Genomic DNA, 13,549 nt, shown 5'->3' with positions numbered 1-13,549 from the left:
TTAAGCCCCTCCATTCTTGGTCATGTATCTCATCAAGGTTTCCTGCGAAGCCTGCTCTCTGCTAACTTCTCCGGTCATCCGTCCCGCGCTCATGACATAAATCCGGTCGCAGATCCCTATAATCTCCGGCAGCTCCGAGGAAATGACAAGCACAGCCTTCCCCTCATCCGCCAGCTGGTTAATGATCGCGTATATCTCATATTTGGCCCCCACGTCAATCCCCCGCGTCGGTTCATCCAGAATCAGAATGTCCGGCTCGGCGTAAATCCATTTACTCAGGACAACCTTCTGCTGATTCCCCCCGCTGAGGTTCCCCGTCTTCTGGAGAATGTTCGGCGTTTTGATCTTAAGCTTCTTCCGCATATCCTCCGCCACGAGAATTTCTTCCCGATCATTGATGACCATGTTCTTCGCCAGCTTGGACAGCCCGGTAAGCGAGATGTTGCGCTTGATATCGTCCATGAGGATCAGCCCGTATTCCTTGCGGTCCTCGGTCACGTAAGCAAAGCCATTATCAATGGCCTCGGTGATGGATTGATTCCGGATTTCCTTCCCGTCTTTCCGGAGCGTTCCGGTAATATTCCGGCCGTAAGCCCTGCCGAACATACTCATCGCCAGCTCGGTCCGACCGGAACCCATCAGTCCGGCAATGCCCACAACTTCCCCCCGGCGGATATTCATGCTCACGTTGTCAATGACTTTTCGGCCTGCTTGCAGCTCGTGATACACCGTCCAATCCTTAACCTCCAGGATGACCTCCCCGATCTTCGGGGTCCGCTCCGGGTAGCGGTTCGTCAAATCCCGGCCGACCATGCCCCGGATGATCCGGTCCTCGTTCACCTCGCCGCCTCTCATATCCAGCGTTTCAATGGTCTGGCCGTCGCGCAGAATCGTAATGGAATCCGATACCTTCGACACCTCGTTCAATTTATGGGAGATCAGGATACAGGAAATTCCCTGCTTCTTGAACTCCAGCATCAGCTCCAGCAAATTCTCGCTGTCGTCCTCATTGAGCGCCGCCGTCGGTTCGTCCAGAATAAGCAGCTTCACCTTCTTGGATAAGGCCTTCGCAATTTCGACCAACTGCTGCTTGCCGACGCCGATGCTGCCGACCTGCGTGTTCGGGTTCTCGCTGAGCCCCACCTTATCCAGCAGCTCTTTGGCTCCCAGCATTGTCTCATTCCAGTTCATGATGCCCTTCTCGGCACGCTCGTTCCCCAAATAAATGTTCTCGGCAATCGACAGATAAGGGATCAACGCAAGCTCCTGATGGATGATAACGATGCCCAGGTCTTCGCTTTGCTTGATATTTTTAAATTCGCAGACGCTGCCTTTAAACAAAATATCTCCCTCATACGAGCCGTGTGGATACACGCCGCTCAGTACTTTCATCAGCGTGGATTTGCCCGCTCCGTTCTCCCCGCACAGGGAGTGGATTTCGCCTTCGCGAACCTTCAGATTCACATGGTCCAGCGCCTTCACCCCGGGAAACGCTTTCGTAATGTTTCGCATTTCAAGAATGTACTCTGACATCTGGCTTCACCTTCCTATCGTTTCGTGTTCGCTGCTTAAGACTATTTCAATCCGATTTCTTCCTTGGAATAATAACCCGTCTCCACAACCTCTTTCTCCACGTTGGAAGCATCAACGGATACCGGAGGGAGCAAATAGGCAGGCACGACCTTGATGCCGTTGTCGTACGATTCGGTATCGTTCACCTCGGCCTTTTCTCCCTTCAGCACGCTCTCCGCCATCTTCACTGCCTGCTCGGCAAGCTGGCGCGTGTCCTTAAACACCGTCTGGGTTTGCTCACCGGCCACGATCGATTTGATGGAAGCAAGCTCCGCATCCTGCCCCGTGATGATCGGCAGCGGCTTGCCTGCCGTCCCGTAGCCTACGCCCTTGAGCGAGGAGATGATGCCGATGCTGATCCCGTCGTAGGGAGACAGCACCGCATCCAGATTTTCGCTGGAGTAGTTGGCGCTGATCAGGTTATCCATCCGCGACTGGGCCAGGGCGCCGTCCCAGCGCAGGGTTGCAATCTGGGCCATCGTGGTCTGCTTGCTCCGAACCACAAGCTTGCCCGAATCCATATAAGGCTTCAGCACGGACATCGCGCCGTCATAGAAGAAGTAAGCATTGTTATCGTCCGGCGATCCGCCGAACAGCTCGATATTGAACGGCCCCTTCCCTTCCTTCAGGCCAAGCTTCTCTTCAATATAGGAGGCTTGTTGAACGCCGACCTGGAAGTTGTCGAAGGTGGCATAATAACTCAAATGCTCGGTGATGCGAATCAACCGGTCGTAAGCGATAACCTTGATTCCCTGATCATGAGCCTTCTTGATCACGTCGGTCAGCGTATTGCCGTCGATCGAAGCGATGACGATTACGTCGACCCCTTTCGTAATCATGTTCTCGATTTGGGAAATCTGGTTTTCAATCACGTCCTCGGCGAATTGAAGGTCGGTTTTGTACCCTTTTTCCTGAAACAGCCGCTCCATATTCTTCCCGTCAGCCACCCAGCGTTCGGATGATTTCGTTGGCATCGCAAGGCCGACGTATCCCTTCTCAGCATCGCCGGTTTGGCTTTCGGCGAGGTTGCAGGCCGTCAGGGCCAAGAGCAGCACCGCGATCAGCAATCCTGGCAATCCTCTCTTCATCGGTAGTTCCCCTTTCCGAAAAATGGAATCGAGAGCGCTTACAACCGAAGGGTTCGAAAAGCCTCTCTGTACTAAAAAGGATACCTCCGCTAGGGTGGAGGGGTCTTTCCACGAAAACAACCTTTTTTATAATTTTCATACTTTTGTTGTTCTGGGATTCACGCGGTATGTACAGGGCTGCATAACTTTCCGGCTCCGTTCACACCATGCCCCAAGCGGTTGCCGACATCCAAAAGGGGGAGTCCCAAAAGATCTTAGATCTTGCGGGAGGCCCCCTTGGTTGCTGTTAGAAGACGCTCCATGTACGAATCGTTCCTACCATCGCTGTTGCCCCCACATTTCTTGGAATGGTTCTGAGCAAGGACGAAATGTGGAGGCAAAGGCGAGCGACGCTTGTCCGGAATCGATTCATCCTCTCCGCTACGCCGTGCAGATTGCTTACTTTTTTAGACGCAAAGAAACCGTTCCTTGGTAAATGGAGGTGTCACCCAAACCACCATTTACGTAAGGAACGGTTTCTTTTGTACATTCAATATACATGGACCAATTCACCAGACGACCGAATCTTTGTAAGTGCCTATCCCGGCGGCGGTCGAGACTGCTACCATCCCAAGATGCTGACCAAAGTTTATCGTCTACGCTTACACACAACGTATTTACTCTTCTCGTCAGATCGCCAATGCCGTCCGCGTGCGCGAGAATGTCATGTTCATATGGATTGCCGGGAGACAGCGTCCAGATTTCCGCACCATCAATCGCTTTCGTTCCGAGCGTATGAAAGACGTACTGAGAAGAATCTTCACGAGCGTGCTTCAGTTTCTCGCCCAGGAGAATTACGTCAATTGGAACATTATTTTGTGGACGGCACCGAGATCAAAGCGAATGCCAACCGCTATACGTTCGTCTGGGACAAAGCGGTCGTCAAGCACAAAGCGAAGCTCCAGGAGAAGGTCCAGACATTGTTTTCACCATCGCCCCCACTTCAAGATCCTCGCTCAACCACCTATTCTTCCTGAACCGTCGCCCCTTTGCGGTACCGGTTCGGCGATACCCCCATCACCTTCTTAAAAGCCGTGCTGAAATAATGCTGGCTGTCATATCCCACCCGCTCCGCGATGTCCAGGATACTCAGATCGGTGGAATTAAGCAGCTGGATCGCCTTTTGAATCCGCGTCTGGGTCATAAGTGTAATAAAGGACGTGCCCAGTTCTTTCTTTAGCGTTCGGCTCAGATAGACTGGCGAAACCTGCAGCGCCTGGGCAAACGATTCCAGCGTCAGCTCCCGAACGGCATACTGCTCCTGGATGAGCTGCCGGGCCCGCCGTACTAACGGAGACAGCTGCGCATCCTTGAACACCCCATCCCGGCAGGCCTCATAGGCTGCCGCAACCGCTCCCACTCCTTCCGATACAAACTCCATATGAACGTTGACAGTCAGCTTCAAGTACTTCTGAATGGATTGCTCGGCATCGGCTGCGATTTCCACATCCGTCTCACCCCATAAACAGATGCCAATCCATCCTGTATGATCACGGAACAAAACACAAGGAGCGGGATGGATCAGCTCGGAAATGATATTCTCCATCGCGAACAGATACAGCTGCCGGTCGCTTTCCTTCATCAACGGCTGCGGAGCCGTCATCTCCGGCCATCTGGCGATGCCGACCTGGGTAGGCTCACTAGGAGGAAGCCCGAGAAACTCCAGCTGCTCCAGCGCCTCCTCCTCATCCAGCAGGCCATGCATCCATTCCAGGCAGAATCGTTCCCGCAGCAGCGGAATATTCTTCTCGATTTGCTCGGAGGCCTTCTTCAGATAACTCTCCTGGATTTGCCGGTCATTCAGTTCATCCCTTACGCTTCCAAGCACTCGAATCAGGTGATCCGCATTCACCGGCTTTAATATATAATCCTTAACCCCGAGCCGGATCGCTTCCTGCGCATAAGCAAATTCGTCATGGCCAGTAATAATGACGAACCGGCATTCGGGACGTTCTTCCTTCATCCGCTTCATGAGCCCGATGCCATCCAGGAACGGCATATTCATATCGACCAGCATAATGTCGATCGGCCGGCTGAGCGCAAGCTCCAGCGCTTCCTCGCCATCCTCCGCTTCGGCAGCCACCTCCATGCCAAGTGCCTCCCAATCCACCGCATCCCGAATACCTTCGCGGATAATCGGTTCATCGTCAGCAATCAGGACTTGATACGCTTTATTCATAGCCTGTCTCTCCTATCATCATCGGAGGACGAAGGGCCGGTATGCAGCAGCGGATGCGTAATCATTACCGTGGTTCCCTCGTTCTCTATACTGTCAATTGCGATTCCGTACTCATCGCCAAACGTTAGCTTGATACGAGCCTGTACATTCAGCATGCCGTAGCTGCGGCTTTCGCCTACCCTTTCTCCCGGAGTCGTCTCCATGGCCGCTACCGGGTCGGCAAGCTGTTTGCGAAGCGCCTCCAGCCGCTCAGTAGACATGCCGGCCCCATTATCCTGGACGCCTAGGAGAAGAACATCTCCGTTCACCTGCGCTTTGATGACAATGCGCCCAGGCCCCCTGCGGGCCTTAATGCCGTGGTATATCGCGTTTTCCACCACCGGCTGCAGAAGGAGCTTCAGCACGTACATTTTCTCAGCCTCAGGCGAAAGCTCCATCTCAACCTGCAGCCTGTCCCGGTAACGCGTCTTCTGTATCTGCAGGTAACTGCTGATATGCATCCATTCGTCGGACATGGGAATGATATCATCCCCTTTGCTGAGCCCGATTCGAAACAGCCGCGACAAGGATTCTACCAGATCCGATACATCGTCCGCTCCTTTCTTGCGGGCCATCCAATGGATCGTATCCAGCGTGTTATACAGAAAATGCGGCTTAATATGCGCCTGCAGGCTGCGCAGCTCCGCTTCGCGCTTCTGCTTCTCCCGCAGCTCGCTCAGCTTCATCAACTTGCGGATCTGCAGAAGCATGCGGTTAAAGCTGCGTCCAAGCATGCCCACCTCATCCTGCCGGTTTCCCCAATAACGGGTCGTCAAATCCCCGGATTCGGCTTTTTGCATGAAGGACATGAGCTGCCAGATCGGTCTGGATATCGACTGTGAAAGCGTGTAGGATGCAGCTACGCCAAACAAGCACACCACAAACAAGAAACAAATCATATAAAACCGAATCTCCCGAACCTCATACACCGATTCGCTGGTTGGAAACACCCCGATCGTCCGCCAGCCGGTAAAGGAGGAGGTGCCGTATATCAATTGCAGCCGCTCTCCATTCACCTCACGGATCAAGGCTCCGCTGTCCTCGTCCGGAAACCACGAAGGGGGGATGGACGGGATGATGGCATCCTCCGGCGTGTAAATGCTCGAGCCGCCGGCCTCGGCCACCATCAAATACCCGCTTTTTCCAAGCGTGACATCCCGGACCGCTCTCGCGACTGCCCGCAGCTTCAAATCGATCAATACCGCTCCGGTTACTTCCCTCGTGTCCGGATCCACAAACGAGCGAACGACCGACACCAGCTCTTCGTTGCCGTAATGAACATGGGTGGTGACCTTACGGTCTGCCGGATGGCCCAGCACTGTAAAGATACCTTCATTTAAAACAGCCTCATGGTACCAAGCTTCCTCCGTCAAGGTGGCAGGACCGCGTGCATACATTTCGTTACTGATGTATTCCCCATCACGATTGACCAGAAGAATGGAGGCGATTTCCGGGTACAGCGTCGTGAAGCCTTGAAGATATCGCTTAATTTCGTAATTTTCCTCATTGTCCTGCTTCACCGAGAACGACTGCGGGCCGGAATTCCCCGTATCTTCGGTCCCTGCGGCCGGCTTATCCCCTTGGATTTCCCCCTGCAGAAACCGCTCCGTGCGTGGGTCAAATCCGATCAAATACGTAATATTCTGGAGATTCTCCATATCATTGTCCAAGGTCTGATTGACCTTACCGATTAATTGAATGGTGTTTGAGGTTACCTGCTGATCCACAATGCGGTTAACCGTCCAATTAACGAGGACGCCCAGTGCGATCGAGGGCAGGATGCCAACCATGAGGAACAAGATGACCAGCTTGTATCTCAGCGGCAAATCCCCGAACCGCAGCCACCGCCAGATGCCTTCGCGCCAGGATTCCGCTCTGTTTCTATTTTGCATAATAATCATTCACATTCTCTCGGGTCACGATCGAGATCCCGGTGTCCACCCTAACAGGAAGCGGAGACACATCGTTGCCGAGCGTCGGGGCCGGTACGGTAAGACCATGATGCAGATGAAATAAATACTGCAGCGACCAATAGCCCATATTCCACGTTCCCTGGGCGATCGTTGCCGCGATGGTTCCATCAGAGATCCGGTCCAGCGTCCCTTTATTCGTATCGAATCCGATAATGGTAATCCGGTTCGCTTTATTTGCGCCGATAACGGCATCTGCCACGCCCATTCCGCCACTGGCCTCCGTTACGAAGATCCCTTTGAGATCCGGGTGTTTGTCCAGCATGTCGGCAGCAGCCTCTTTGGCAACAAGGGTATCCCCTTTGCCTTCCCTGATCTCCACCACGGACATGCCCGGATATCGCTGCGCTAAGGTGTCTCTGAAGCCTTCGGAACGGTCATCATGATTCTGCTGCCCAGGCTGGGTAACAATCCCGATCTCCCCTTCCCGGCCGAGAAGCTGCGCCATTTTATCCGCGGCCGCAACGCCAGCGTTGTAATTGTTGGTCGCCAGGAAAGAATAAGCCTTACTGTCAGGTGCATCCGCATCGAACAGCACAACGGGGATCCCGGCTTCCACGGCTTTATTAATCGTTGACGTCAGCGCTTTGGAATCGATGGCCGATAAGGCGATACCGGCGGGCTTTTTGGCAATCACTTGTTCCAGAACGGTGATCTGTTCCTCCACGTCATATTGTGTAGAGCCGCGGTAATCAACCGATACGCCCAGAGCATCCCCTCCATCCTCGAAGCCCTTTAAAATATTCTTCCAATATTCCATGCCGGATTGAAAAGTCACCATGACATAATTCTCCCCAATGCTGCCGTGCAGGCCGCCCTCCTCCCAAGCCGAAGAACGCTTGTCCTCCAGCCTGTACATGAACACATAGGTGAGAAAAGCCAATAGAAGCGCACCGTATACCAGCATCATCTTCTTCATGAATAAGTCCCCCGATCCTTGATCCTTCGTTCGTCATCTGCAGTTGCAATCGGTTACATAAACGTATAATGAATATACTGCAATTCTTTGAAAAAGATCAAACGCTTGCTGGGATTGGGCTCTGGTCAGCAGTAAAAACAGGCCGTCCACGATTATCCCTACCCGTGTCACAGCCTGTTTTCCGATACTTTAATGATCTTACTTTTTATACAATAAATTTCACAGCCTTATGTAGTCCGCTTAGCCGGATAAATGCTGATGCCGTGCATAAATAAACTCACCACATGACGCGCGAGATCCTCAGGAGTACGCTTGCCTGTCAGAAGCTGCTGGGAGGTCAGTCTTTCAATGACACCGACTAAGCACTCCGCAACAATGTGCATATCGGAATCACCGTCAAAGTACCCGTCCCGCTGCTCAGCTTTCAGATTTTGCTCAATCATGGCTGCCATTTCAGATTTTATGATGACAGAGTCATCCCCAATGAAAAAACCGATTTGCGTCAGATCCGGGTCTTTGCCAAGAAACGCGAACAATCCCGTCAGCACACTCTGCAAACGACCGGTCACATGATCCTCATCGATTCCGCTTTCCAATCTGCTACCCTCGAGCAGAATCTTGAGCTCAGAACGAAATTTCTCCACCAGCTCCTTGAAAACAGCTTCTTTGCTCTCAAAATACAAATAGAATGACGGCTGCGTCAATCCAGCCCGGGAAACGATGGTGCTGATCTTTGTCTGATGGTATCCTGACTTTGCAAATTCATTGGCAGCGACAATCAGTAGTCTAGCCCGGCTTTCTTGTCCATTCGCACCCTTCTTACGCAAAGCTATCCAACCTCCGAATCTAGTCATGATGTAGGTAAGTTACCGTCCATTATACTCTATATCGGAAAGATGCTGCTACACATAAAGTCCAAGCTTAACATGCACGAGACTTTACATCGCCACAAGAACGTTATAACGTAAAAGGATAGCGATGTTTATCGTTACAGCCAAGAAGGAGATTAATACCATGCAGAAACAAACCCAATCCAACTCGGTGGATATGACCGAGTCACATAACTCGCCAGACCCGTCTTCCAAGCGCGTGCTTATTGTTACGGCAGTCGATGCCGAAAAAGAAGCCGTACTACGCGGGCTTAAGGGTGCACACGGATTTGATGTGATCGCGGGTGGAGTTGGTCCCGCGGCTACCGCTGCTGCGACTGCCCGCCAGCTGATTCAAGGCACCTATGACTTTGTTGTCAGCGCAGGTATCGCCGGAGGATTTGCCGGCCAGGCTGAGGTTAGTTCCATCGTCATTGCGGACACCATCATTGCCGCTGATCTCGGTTCGGAAACCGAAGACGGCTTCAGCAGCGTCCAGGAGCTCGGCTTCGGAATGGATCGGGTACAGGCAGATCCAGCCTCTGCCAGAAAATTTGCGGAGGCCTTAAAGATTGCCGGCGCGTCCGTAACCCTCGGGCCTGTGCTGACGGTCTCCACCACGACGGGAACAGCAGCTACGGCTGCACGTCTCCTCCATCGGGTGCCGGACGCCGCAGCCGAGGCGATGGAGGGATTCGGCGTGGCCACCGCTGCCGCTGCAGCCGGTGTGCCCGTGCTCGAAATCCGTTCCATATCCAATCAGGTTGGACCGCGAGACCGCAGCGCATGGAAGATTAAGGAGGCGCTGCTGGCGCTTGAGACCGCAAGTTCATTACTACCGGAGGTGCTACGATGAAAATCGCTTTTTCCCCTTGCCCTAACGACACATTTGTATTTCATGCCTGGGTTCACGGACGGATTCCGGGCGCCCCCGAGCTTGATGTATCCTACGCGGATATCGATATCACCAATCACTGGGCGGCCGAGGATCGAGAACATGATATCTTAAAAATATCCTACGCCGCGCTGCCCTGGGTGCTGGATGAATATGCCCTCCTGCCCTGCGGAGGAGCACTTGGCCGCGGATGCGGGCCTCTCGTTCTGACGGCGGACAAGCTGACAGACGGGAAGGCCCCGGACAGTCCGGCTGCGCTGTCCGGCCGGCGGGTAGCCGTTCCGAGTGAGCGCTCCACGGCTTATCTGTTGTTCCGTCTGTGGGCTGCACAGAACGTACCTGGAGGACTCGGCGAAATCGTGGTGATGCCGTTCGATCAAATAATGCCGGCTGTCCGGGATGGAGCGATCGATGCCGGGCTTGTCATCCACGAGGCACGATTTACCTATCCGTCCTATGGATTGAAACTGATGACGGATCTGGGCAGTTGGTGGGAATCCGATACGAATCTGCCTATTCCTCTGGGTGCGATTGTGGCCCGCAGGTCGCTGGATTTGGCAAGCATCTCAAACTGGATCCGCTCCTCTGTCGAATATGCCTGGGAACATCCCGAGGACTCTCGGGCCTATGTCCTCCAGCACGCTCAGGAAATGGACCCGGATGTCGCCGATGCCCACATCGACCTGTACGTCAATCCGTTTACCGCAGAGCTGGGCGAAGACGGCTATGCCGCGATTTCAGCCCTGCTGAACCGTGCAGCCGATGAAGGACTTGTGCCGCGAATCGATCCCGAGCTGCTGAAGCGTCCATGATACGGCAACCTACCTCTTATGAAAAATCTCAATGGAGGTACGATCTCATAAAACAAACCGCGTATAGTGTTTTCTTGCGTGATCGGAAGATTTAGCTTCACGGAAAGCTTATATATTTTATGTTCAAAAGAGGAGCACCAAGAATCCGACAAACCGGGTCTTCTGGATGTTCCTCTTTTTCATTATCCCTATGAATGCTTCTCGTCCAGCTTCCTTGTTTAGAATTCATTCTTCGATATAAAATCATTCAATCGCCGATAAATTCCGATAATCTCATCCATTGGCATTCGTACCAATCCACTGGAAGAAGGAGCTACAAACTCGTGGACGCCGTCCACGACGGAGTCCGGCTGAATTCCCCAACCCACCTTGGCTTTACCGCTGAATTCGGTATACACGCCCTTGCCGACAAAACAAGCAACCTCCGGTCTGTACTCCGCCAGCTTCTCACGCAGCGTCTCTCTTCCGAGTCTGTACTCTTCGCGGGTAATGTCTTCGGCCCCCCGTGTAGGTCTGGCCACAATATTGGTAAACCCATACCCCAGTTTAAGCAATTCCCCATCCTCCGAGGCATCATATAAGCGAGGGGTCAAACCGGATCTATGCAGAATCCTCCAAAAATTGTTGCGAGGGTTCGCATAATGATGTCCGACTTCCCCCGACCGCAAACTGGGATTAAATCCGATAAATACAAGAGTCAATCCATAATCGAGATGATCGCTGACTTCGTTCATTCTGACTCCTCCTATCATCGTCTTATTCTGGGTTATCCTGAATTTAGTGAGAGCTCGATGCGGCAGCGCTGTTGTTGCGTTTGCGTATTTGGTGAATGCCCATCACCACGGTAACGAGCTCCCAGTCTCCGAGAACGTTGCTCTCATTCTGCAGCAGATAGGCCCCGGCCTGAAGCCAGCCGCTAATGCGGGAAAAATGGGCGATTCCCCTTCCAGCATCATCCGTTATTTCATATTCATTGGAAAAGGCAGGCGAAGTGATCTCATATACGCCCCGCGATCCCGCGTTGTATTCGAATTTTTTCGTGAAGAAGCTCATACGCATACGCAGCACGCCCAGCTCTTCCCCGCTGCCGCTCGCGATATGCCACTTGTTGGAGAAGAAACGAAACGAACCGCTGCATACCGGATCTCCCGAAGCGTTATACACGTCCAGCGAGGAGCCGAAAGCGCTCTTCAAATCCAGGCTTCCTATTACACTGCCTTCCCTATCCATAATATCTGTTATACCCGAGCTAAAAAAGTTATCCTTGAAATATAAATGCATACGCCTTCTCCCCTTCCTCGATTCCCTGCATACCTGTTATTCATTACAACGATTTGCACGTTAAATTGTTTCAAATTTTCGGGGGAATCCGGGAACCGATCCTTTGTTCAATTGTCTAATATTCGAGGTGATGCGATTGGAGTACCTGAAACAAATGGTGGCCGTAAATGAAGCAAGCACGGTGCTGAGCGATTTAATGGAGTCCTTCGGCCAGGACGTGTGGAACTATGCGTTCTTCCTAACAAAACGCAAAGATGCGGCTGATGATATCAGTCAGGACGTGTTCTTGAGAGCATTTAAGCACTGGAATGATTTTCAGGGCCGGAGCTCTGTCAAAACATGGCTGTTCACCATCACCCGCAACCTGTCCCTGAACTATCTCAAATCTCCCTTTATGACGAGGGTGTCTCTAACCGGCTGGATCACCTCCAAACAGACTGAGCCCTCCGCCGAAACAGAGTTTATGGATGCTGCTGCCGTCTCGCAGATTTGGAAGTACGTGATGGAGCTGCCGCCCAAATACCGGGAGGTGCTTATCCTGGAATCCCATTATCAGCTGCCGCGAAAAGAAATGGCGGAACTGCTCGGCATATCCGAAGGAACAATCAAATCCAGACTGCACCGGGCTCGCGCCCGAATGGAAAAGATGTTGAAAGGAGAGGATGTCCAGTGAAGACCGAACAAGAGCCGCAGCCGGATTGGATACAGGAACTCGCTTCTTCTCCATTCAATGAGCCGATGTTTACCGAGAAGATGAAATCCCGTGTATTGAACAGTGCCGCTAACGGCTCTGTAAAGAAGGGCCGAAACAAACGGAGGTCTCCAACGCGTCTGCGTGTTATAAGCGCATGTGCATTCATGATTCTTCTTCTAGTAGCGGTATGGGGATGGCGTGAGTCTCCTGCGCTTCAACGGATGATCCCCATCCAGGGCTGGGGATACGCAGCCAAGTGGACTCCCCGGAGCGTATATACGGATGATGGCGTGGATAAACTTCAGGCATTTCCGGGCGGGGATGCTGCCGCGGGCTCTCCGGTCGGTGCCTGGTGGAATCTGTTAACCCCAATTCAAGCGCTTGAAGGGAAAACGATCCGCATAACCGCCGTACACCGGGATACGGGAACTACCCTTGAAGAGCTTGCCGAGACGGTGATTACCTCCGATATGGCTTACGATAACTTCACCCGGGTCTCTTCCCGCTTTGCCCTGCCGCTCTCCGGGTTATGGCGATTCGACGTGATGGTGGACCAGGAGAAATACGGCGATATCGTGATCGATGTGCCGGACAGCAGCTGGGAGCCGAGCCCGAGCTTCGTTTCGGCTGCTTCTGAAGACCCGGTGGAGGCGATGCTGTCCTCCCAGTTTCCTCCCACTGAAATGACCGGCATTAAGGGACATCTCGGCTTTATTGATCCTGGGTTTATCGCAGGTCACCCCAATAAATATATGTGGCACTTTTGGGGAAGCAAAGAGGAATTAACGGGGGATCTGGTCATCACTGCCTTGAAACAAAATACGTCAAAGCTCATCGATGTATTTAAATCTCGCGTCACTCCTTATCCTCATAATGGTGCCGATGCCTCATTGCCGACAACGATGTCACTTCCTTCGCCTGGACTGTGGCGCATTATGGTCTCGATCAACGGTCAATTGTTCGGCAGCGTCATTGTCGAAGTTGCTAAACCATAAATTTGGCGATGCCCAAAGATCCATGAGCCGCTGGCCGTTAACACAAGCACGCCTCACGGCAAGCCTCCTAGTCAAACAACGGAGGAAGCCGTTGCCTTGACCCTACCGTTGAAATGAAATGGATTCCATCAAATAAGGCTGCCTCGGTCTGTAGAACATCTACAGAACCGAGGCAGCCTCTTCATGAGGAATATCAA

Annotated in this window: 12 protein-coding genes and 1 pseudogene; 5 read left to right on the top strand and 8 right to left on the bottom strand. The window is 52.7% G+C overall.

What is annotated here, in order from left to right:
• On the bottom strand, positions 1-1,533 hold the full coding sequence (mmsA, locus tag OHJ21_RS27195) for a multiple monosaccharide ABC transporter ATP-binding protein (protein ID WP_486021637.1): 1,533 nt from the start codon (positions 1,531-1,533) through the stop codon (positions 1-3).
• Positions 1,534-1,574: 41 nt separating this feature from the next.
• Positions 1,575-2,660, bottom strand: a complete 1,086-nt coding sequence (chvE, locus tag OHJ21_RS27190; RefSeq protein ID WP_486021636.1) for a multiple monosaccharide ABC transporter substrate-binding protein — start codon at positions 2,658-2,660, stop codon at positions 1,575-1,577.
• A 545-nt stretch (positions 2,661-3,205) separates the two neighbouring features.
• Between chvE and OHJ21_RS27185 the strand changes: the two are divergent.
• Positions 3,206-3,628 (top strand): annotated as a pseudogene (locus OHJ21_RS27185) (transposase); the annotation flags it as partial.
• 35 nt (positions 3,629-3,663) lie between these two features.
• Here the strand turns inward: OHJ21_RS27185 and OHJ21_RS27180 are convergent.
• From OHJ21_RS27180 to OHJ21_RS27165, 4 genes are all read right to left on the bottom strand, one after another.
• On the bottom strand, positions 3,664-4,878 hold the full coding sequence (locus tag OHJ21_RS27180; protein ID WP_486021635.1) for a response regulator transcription factor: 1,215 nt from the start codon (positions 4,876-4,878) through the stop codon (positions 3,664-3,666).
• Positions 4,875-6,818, bottom strand: a complete 1,944-nt coding sequence (locus OHJ21_RS27175; protein ID WP_486021634.1) for a cache domain-containing sensor histidine kinase — start codon at positions 6,816-6,818, stop codon at positions 4,875-4,877. The genes OHJ21_RS27180 and OHJ21_RS27175 overlap by 4 nt, the downstream gene beginning before the upstream one ends.
• Positions 6,799-7,806 carry a substrate-binding domain-containing protein gene (locus tag OHJ21_RS27170; RefSeq protein ID WP_100540708.1) on the bottom strand — a complete coding sequence of 336 codons (1,008 nt, stop codon included), beginning with the start codon at positions 7,804-7,806 and terminating at the stop codon, positions 6,799-6,801. Before OHJ21_RS27170 ends, OHJ21_RS27175 begins: the two co-directional genes overlap by 20 nt.
• 227 nt (positions 7,807-8,033) lie before the next feature.
• The gene (locus OHJ21_RS27165) at positions 8,034-8,633 is read right to left on the bottom strand and encodes a TetR/AcrR family transcriptional regulator (protein ID WP_100540707.1); all 600 of its coding nucleotides are present in this window, start codon (positions 8,631-8,633) and stop codon (positions 8,034-8,036) included.
• 187 nt (positions 8,634-8,820) lie between these two features.
• Here OHJ21_RS27165 and OHJ21_RS27160 point away from each other — a divergent pair, with 187 nt between their 5' ends.
• Both OHJ21_RS27160 and OHJ21_RS27155 read left to right on the top strand, forming a co-directional pair.
• Positions 8,821-9,531 (top strand): futalosine hydrolase, encoded by a 711-nt coding sequence (locus OHJ21_RS27160; protein ID WP_100540857.1) that lies wholly within the window; start codon positions 8,821-8,823, stop codon positions 9,529-9,531.
• A complete protein-coding gene (locus OHJ21_RS27155; RefSeq protein ID WP_100540706.1) occupies positions 9,528-10,382 on the top strand; it encodes a 1,4-dihydroxy-6-naphtoate synthase in 855 nt (284 codons plus the stop codon). The genes OHJ21_RS27160 and OHJ21_RS27155 overlap by 4 nt, the downstream gene beginning before the upstream one ends.
• Positions 10,383-10,600: 218 nt before the next feature.
• Here OHJ21_RS27155 and OHJ21_RS27150 read toward each other — a convergent pair whose 3' ends face one another.
• Positions 10,601-11,116, bottom strand: a complete 516-nt coding sequence (locus tag OHJ21_RS27150) for a mismatch-specific DNA-glycosylase (protein WP_394058498.1) — start codon at positions 11,114-11,116, stop codon at positions 10,601-10,603.
• A gap of 43 nt (positions 11,117-11,159) precedes the next feature.
• Positions 11,160-11,663 carry an LURP-one-related family protein gene (locus OHJ21_RS27145; RefSeq protein ID WP_326115423.1) on the bottom strand — a complete coding sequence of 168 codons (504 nt, stop codon included), beginning with the start codon at positions 11,661-11,663 and terminating at the stop codon, positions 11,160-11,162.
• Between the two features lie 154 nt (positions 11,664-11,817).
• Between OHJ21_RS27145 and OHJ21_RS27140 the strand changes: the two genes are divergently transcribed.
• Together OHJ21_RS27140 and OHJ21_RS27135 are read left to right on the top strand one after the other, a co-directional pair.
• Entirely contained in the window at positions 11,818-12,336 is a 519-nt protein-coding gene (locus tag OHJ21_RS27140; protein ID WP_100540703.1) for an RNA polymerase sigma factor, read from the top strand.
• Positions 12,333-13,352, top strand: coding sequence for a DUF4871 domain-containing protein (locus OHJ21_RS27135; RefSeq protein ID WP_394058500.1), 1,020 nt, complete (start codon positions 12,333-12,335; stop codon positions 13,350-13,352). The genes OHJ21_RS27140 and OHJ21_RS27135 overlap by 4 nt, the downstream gene beginning before the upstream one ends.
• Positions 13,353-13,549: the final 197 nt, after the last annotated feature.

This window comes from Virgibacillus sp. LDC1 (genome assembly GCF_025792345.1).
Taxonomy (GTDB): Bacteria; Bacillota; Bacilli; order Paenibacillales; family Paenibacillaceae; genus Paenibacillus_AQ; species Paenibacillus_AQ lautus.
The sequence above is the reverse complement of the archived record's forward strand: the minus strand, read 5'-3'. Positions and strand labels throughout refer to the sequence as shown.

Bases quoted from the DNA above. Each gene is read 5' to 3' on its own strand.
- mmsA (WP_486021637.1), bottom strand. From the start codon at position 1,533: ATGTCAGAGTACATTCTTGAAATGCGAAACATTACGAAAGCGTTTCCC.
- chvE (WP_486021636.1), bottom strand. From the start codon at position 2,660: ATGAAGAGAGGATTGCCAGGATTGCTGATCGCGGTGCTGCTCTTGGCC.
- OHJ21_RS27180 (WP_486021635.1), bottom strand. From the start codon at position 4,878: ATGAATAAAGCGTATCAAGTCCTGATTGCTGACGATGAACCGATTATC.
- OHJ21_RS27175 (WP_486021634.1), bottom strand. From the start codon at position 6,818: ATGATTATTATGCAAAATAGAAACAGAGCGGAATCCTGGCGCGAAGGC.
- OHJ21_RS27170 (WP_100540708.1), bottom strand. From the start codon at position 7,806: ATGAAGAAGATGATGCTGGTATACGGTGCGCTTCTATTGGCTTTTCTC.
- OHJ21_RS27160 (WP_100540857.1), top strand. From the start codon at position 8,821: ATGCAGAAACAAACCCAATCCAACTCGGTGGATATGACCGAGTCACAT.
- OHJ21_RS27155 (WP_100540706.1), top strand. From the start codon at position 9,528: ATGAAAATCGCTTTTTCCCCTTGCCCTAACGACACATTTGTATTTCAT.
- OHJ21_RS27150 (WP_394058498.1), bottom strand. From the start codon at position 11,116: ATGAACGAAGTCAGCGATCATCTCGATTATGGATTGACTCTTGTATTT.
- OHJ21_RS27145 (WP_326115423.1), bottom strand. From the start codon at position 11,663: ATGCATTTATATTTCAAGGATAACTTTTTTAGCTCGGGTATAACAGAT.
- OHJ21_RS27140 (WP_100540703.1), top strand. From the start codon at position 11,818: ATGGTGGCCGTAAATGAAGCAAGCACGGTGCTGAGCGATTTAATGGAG.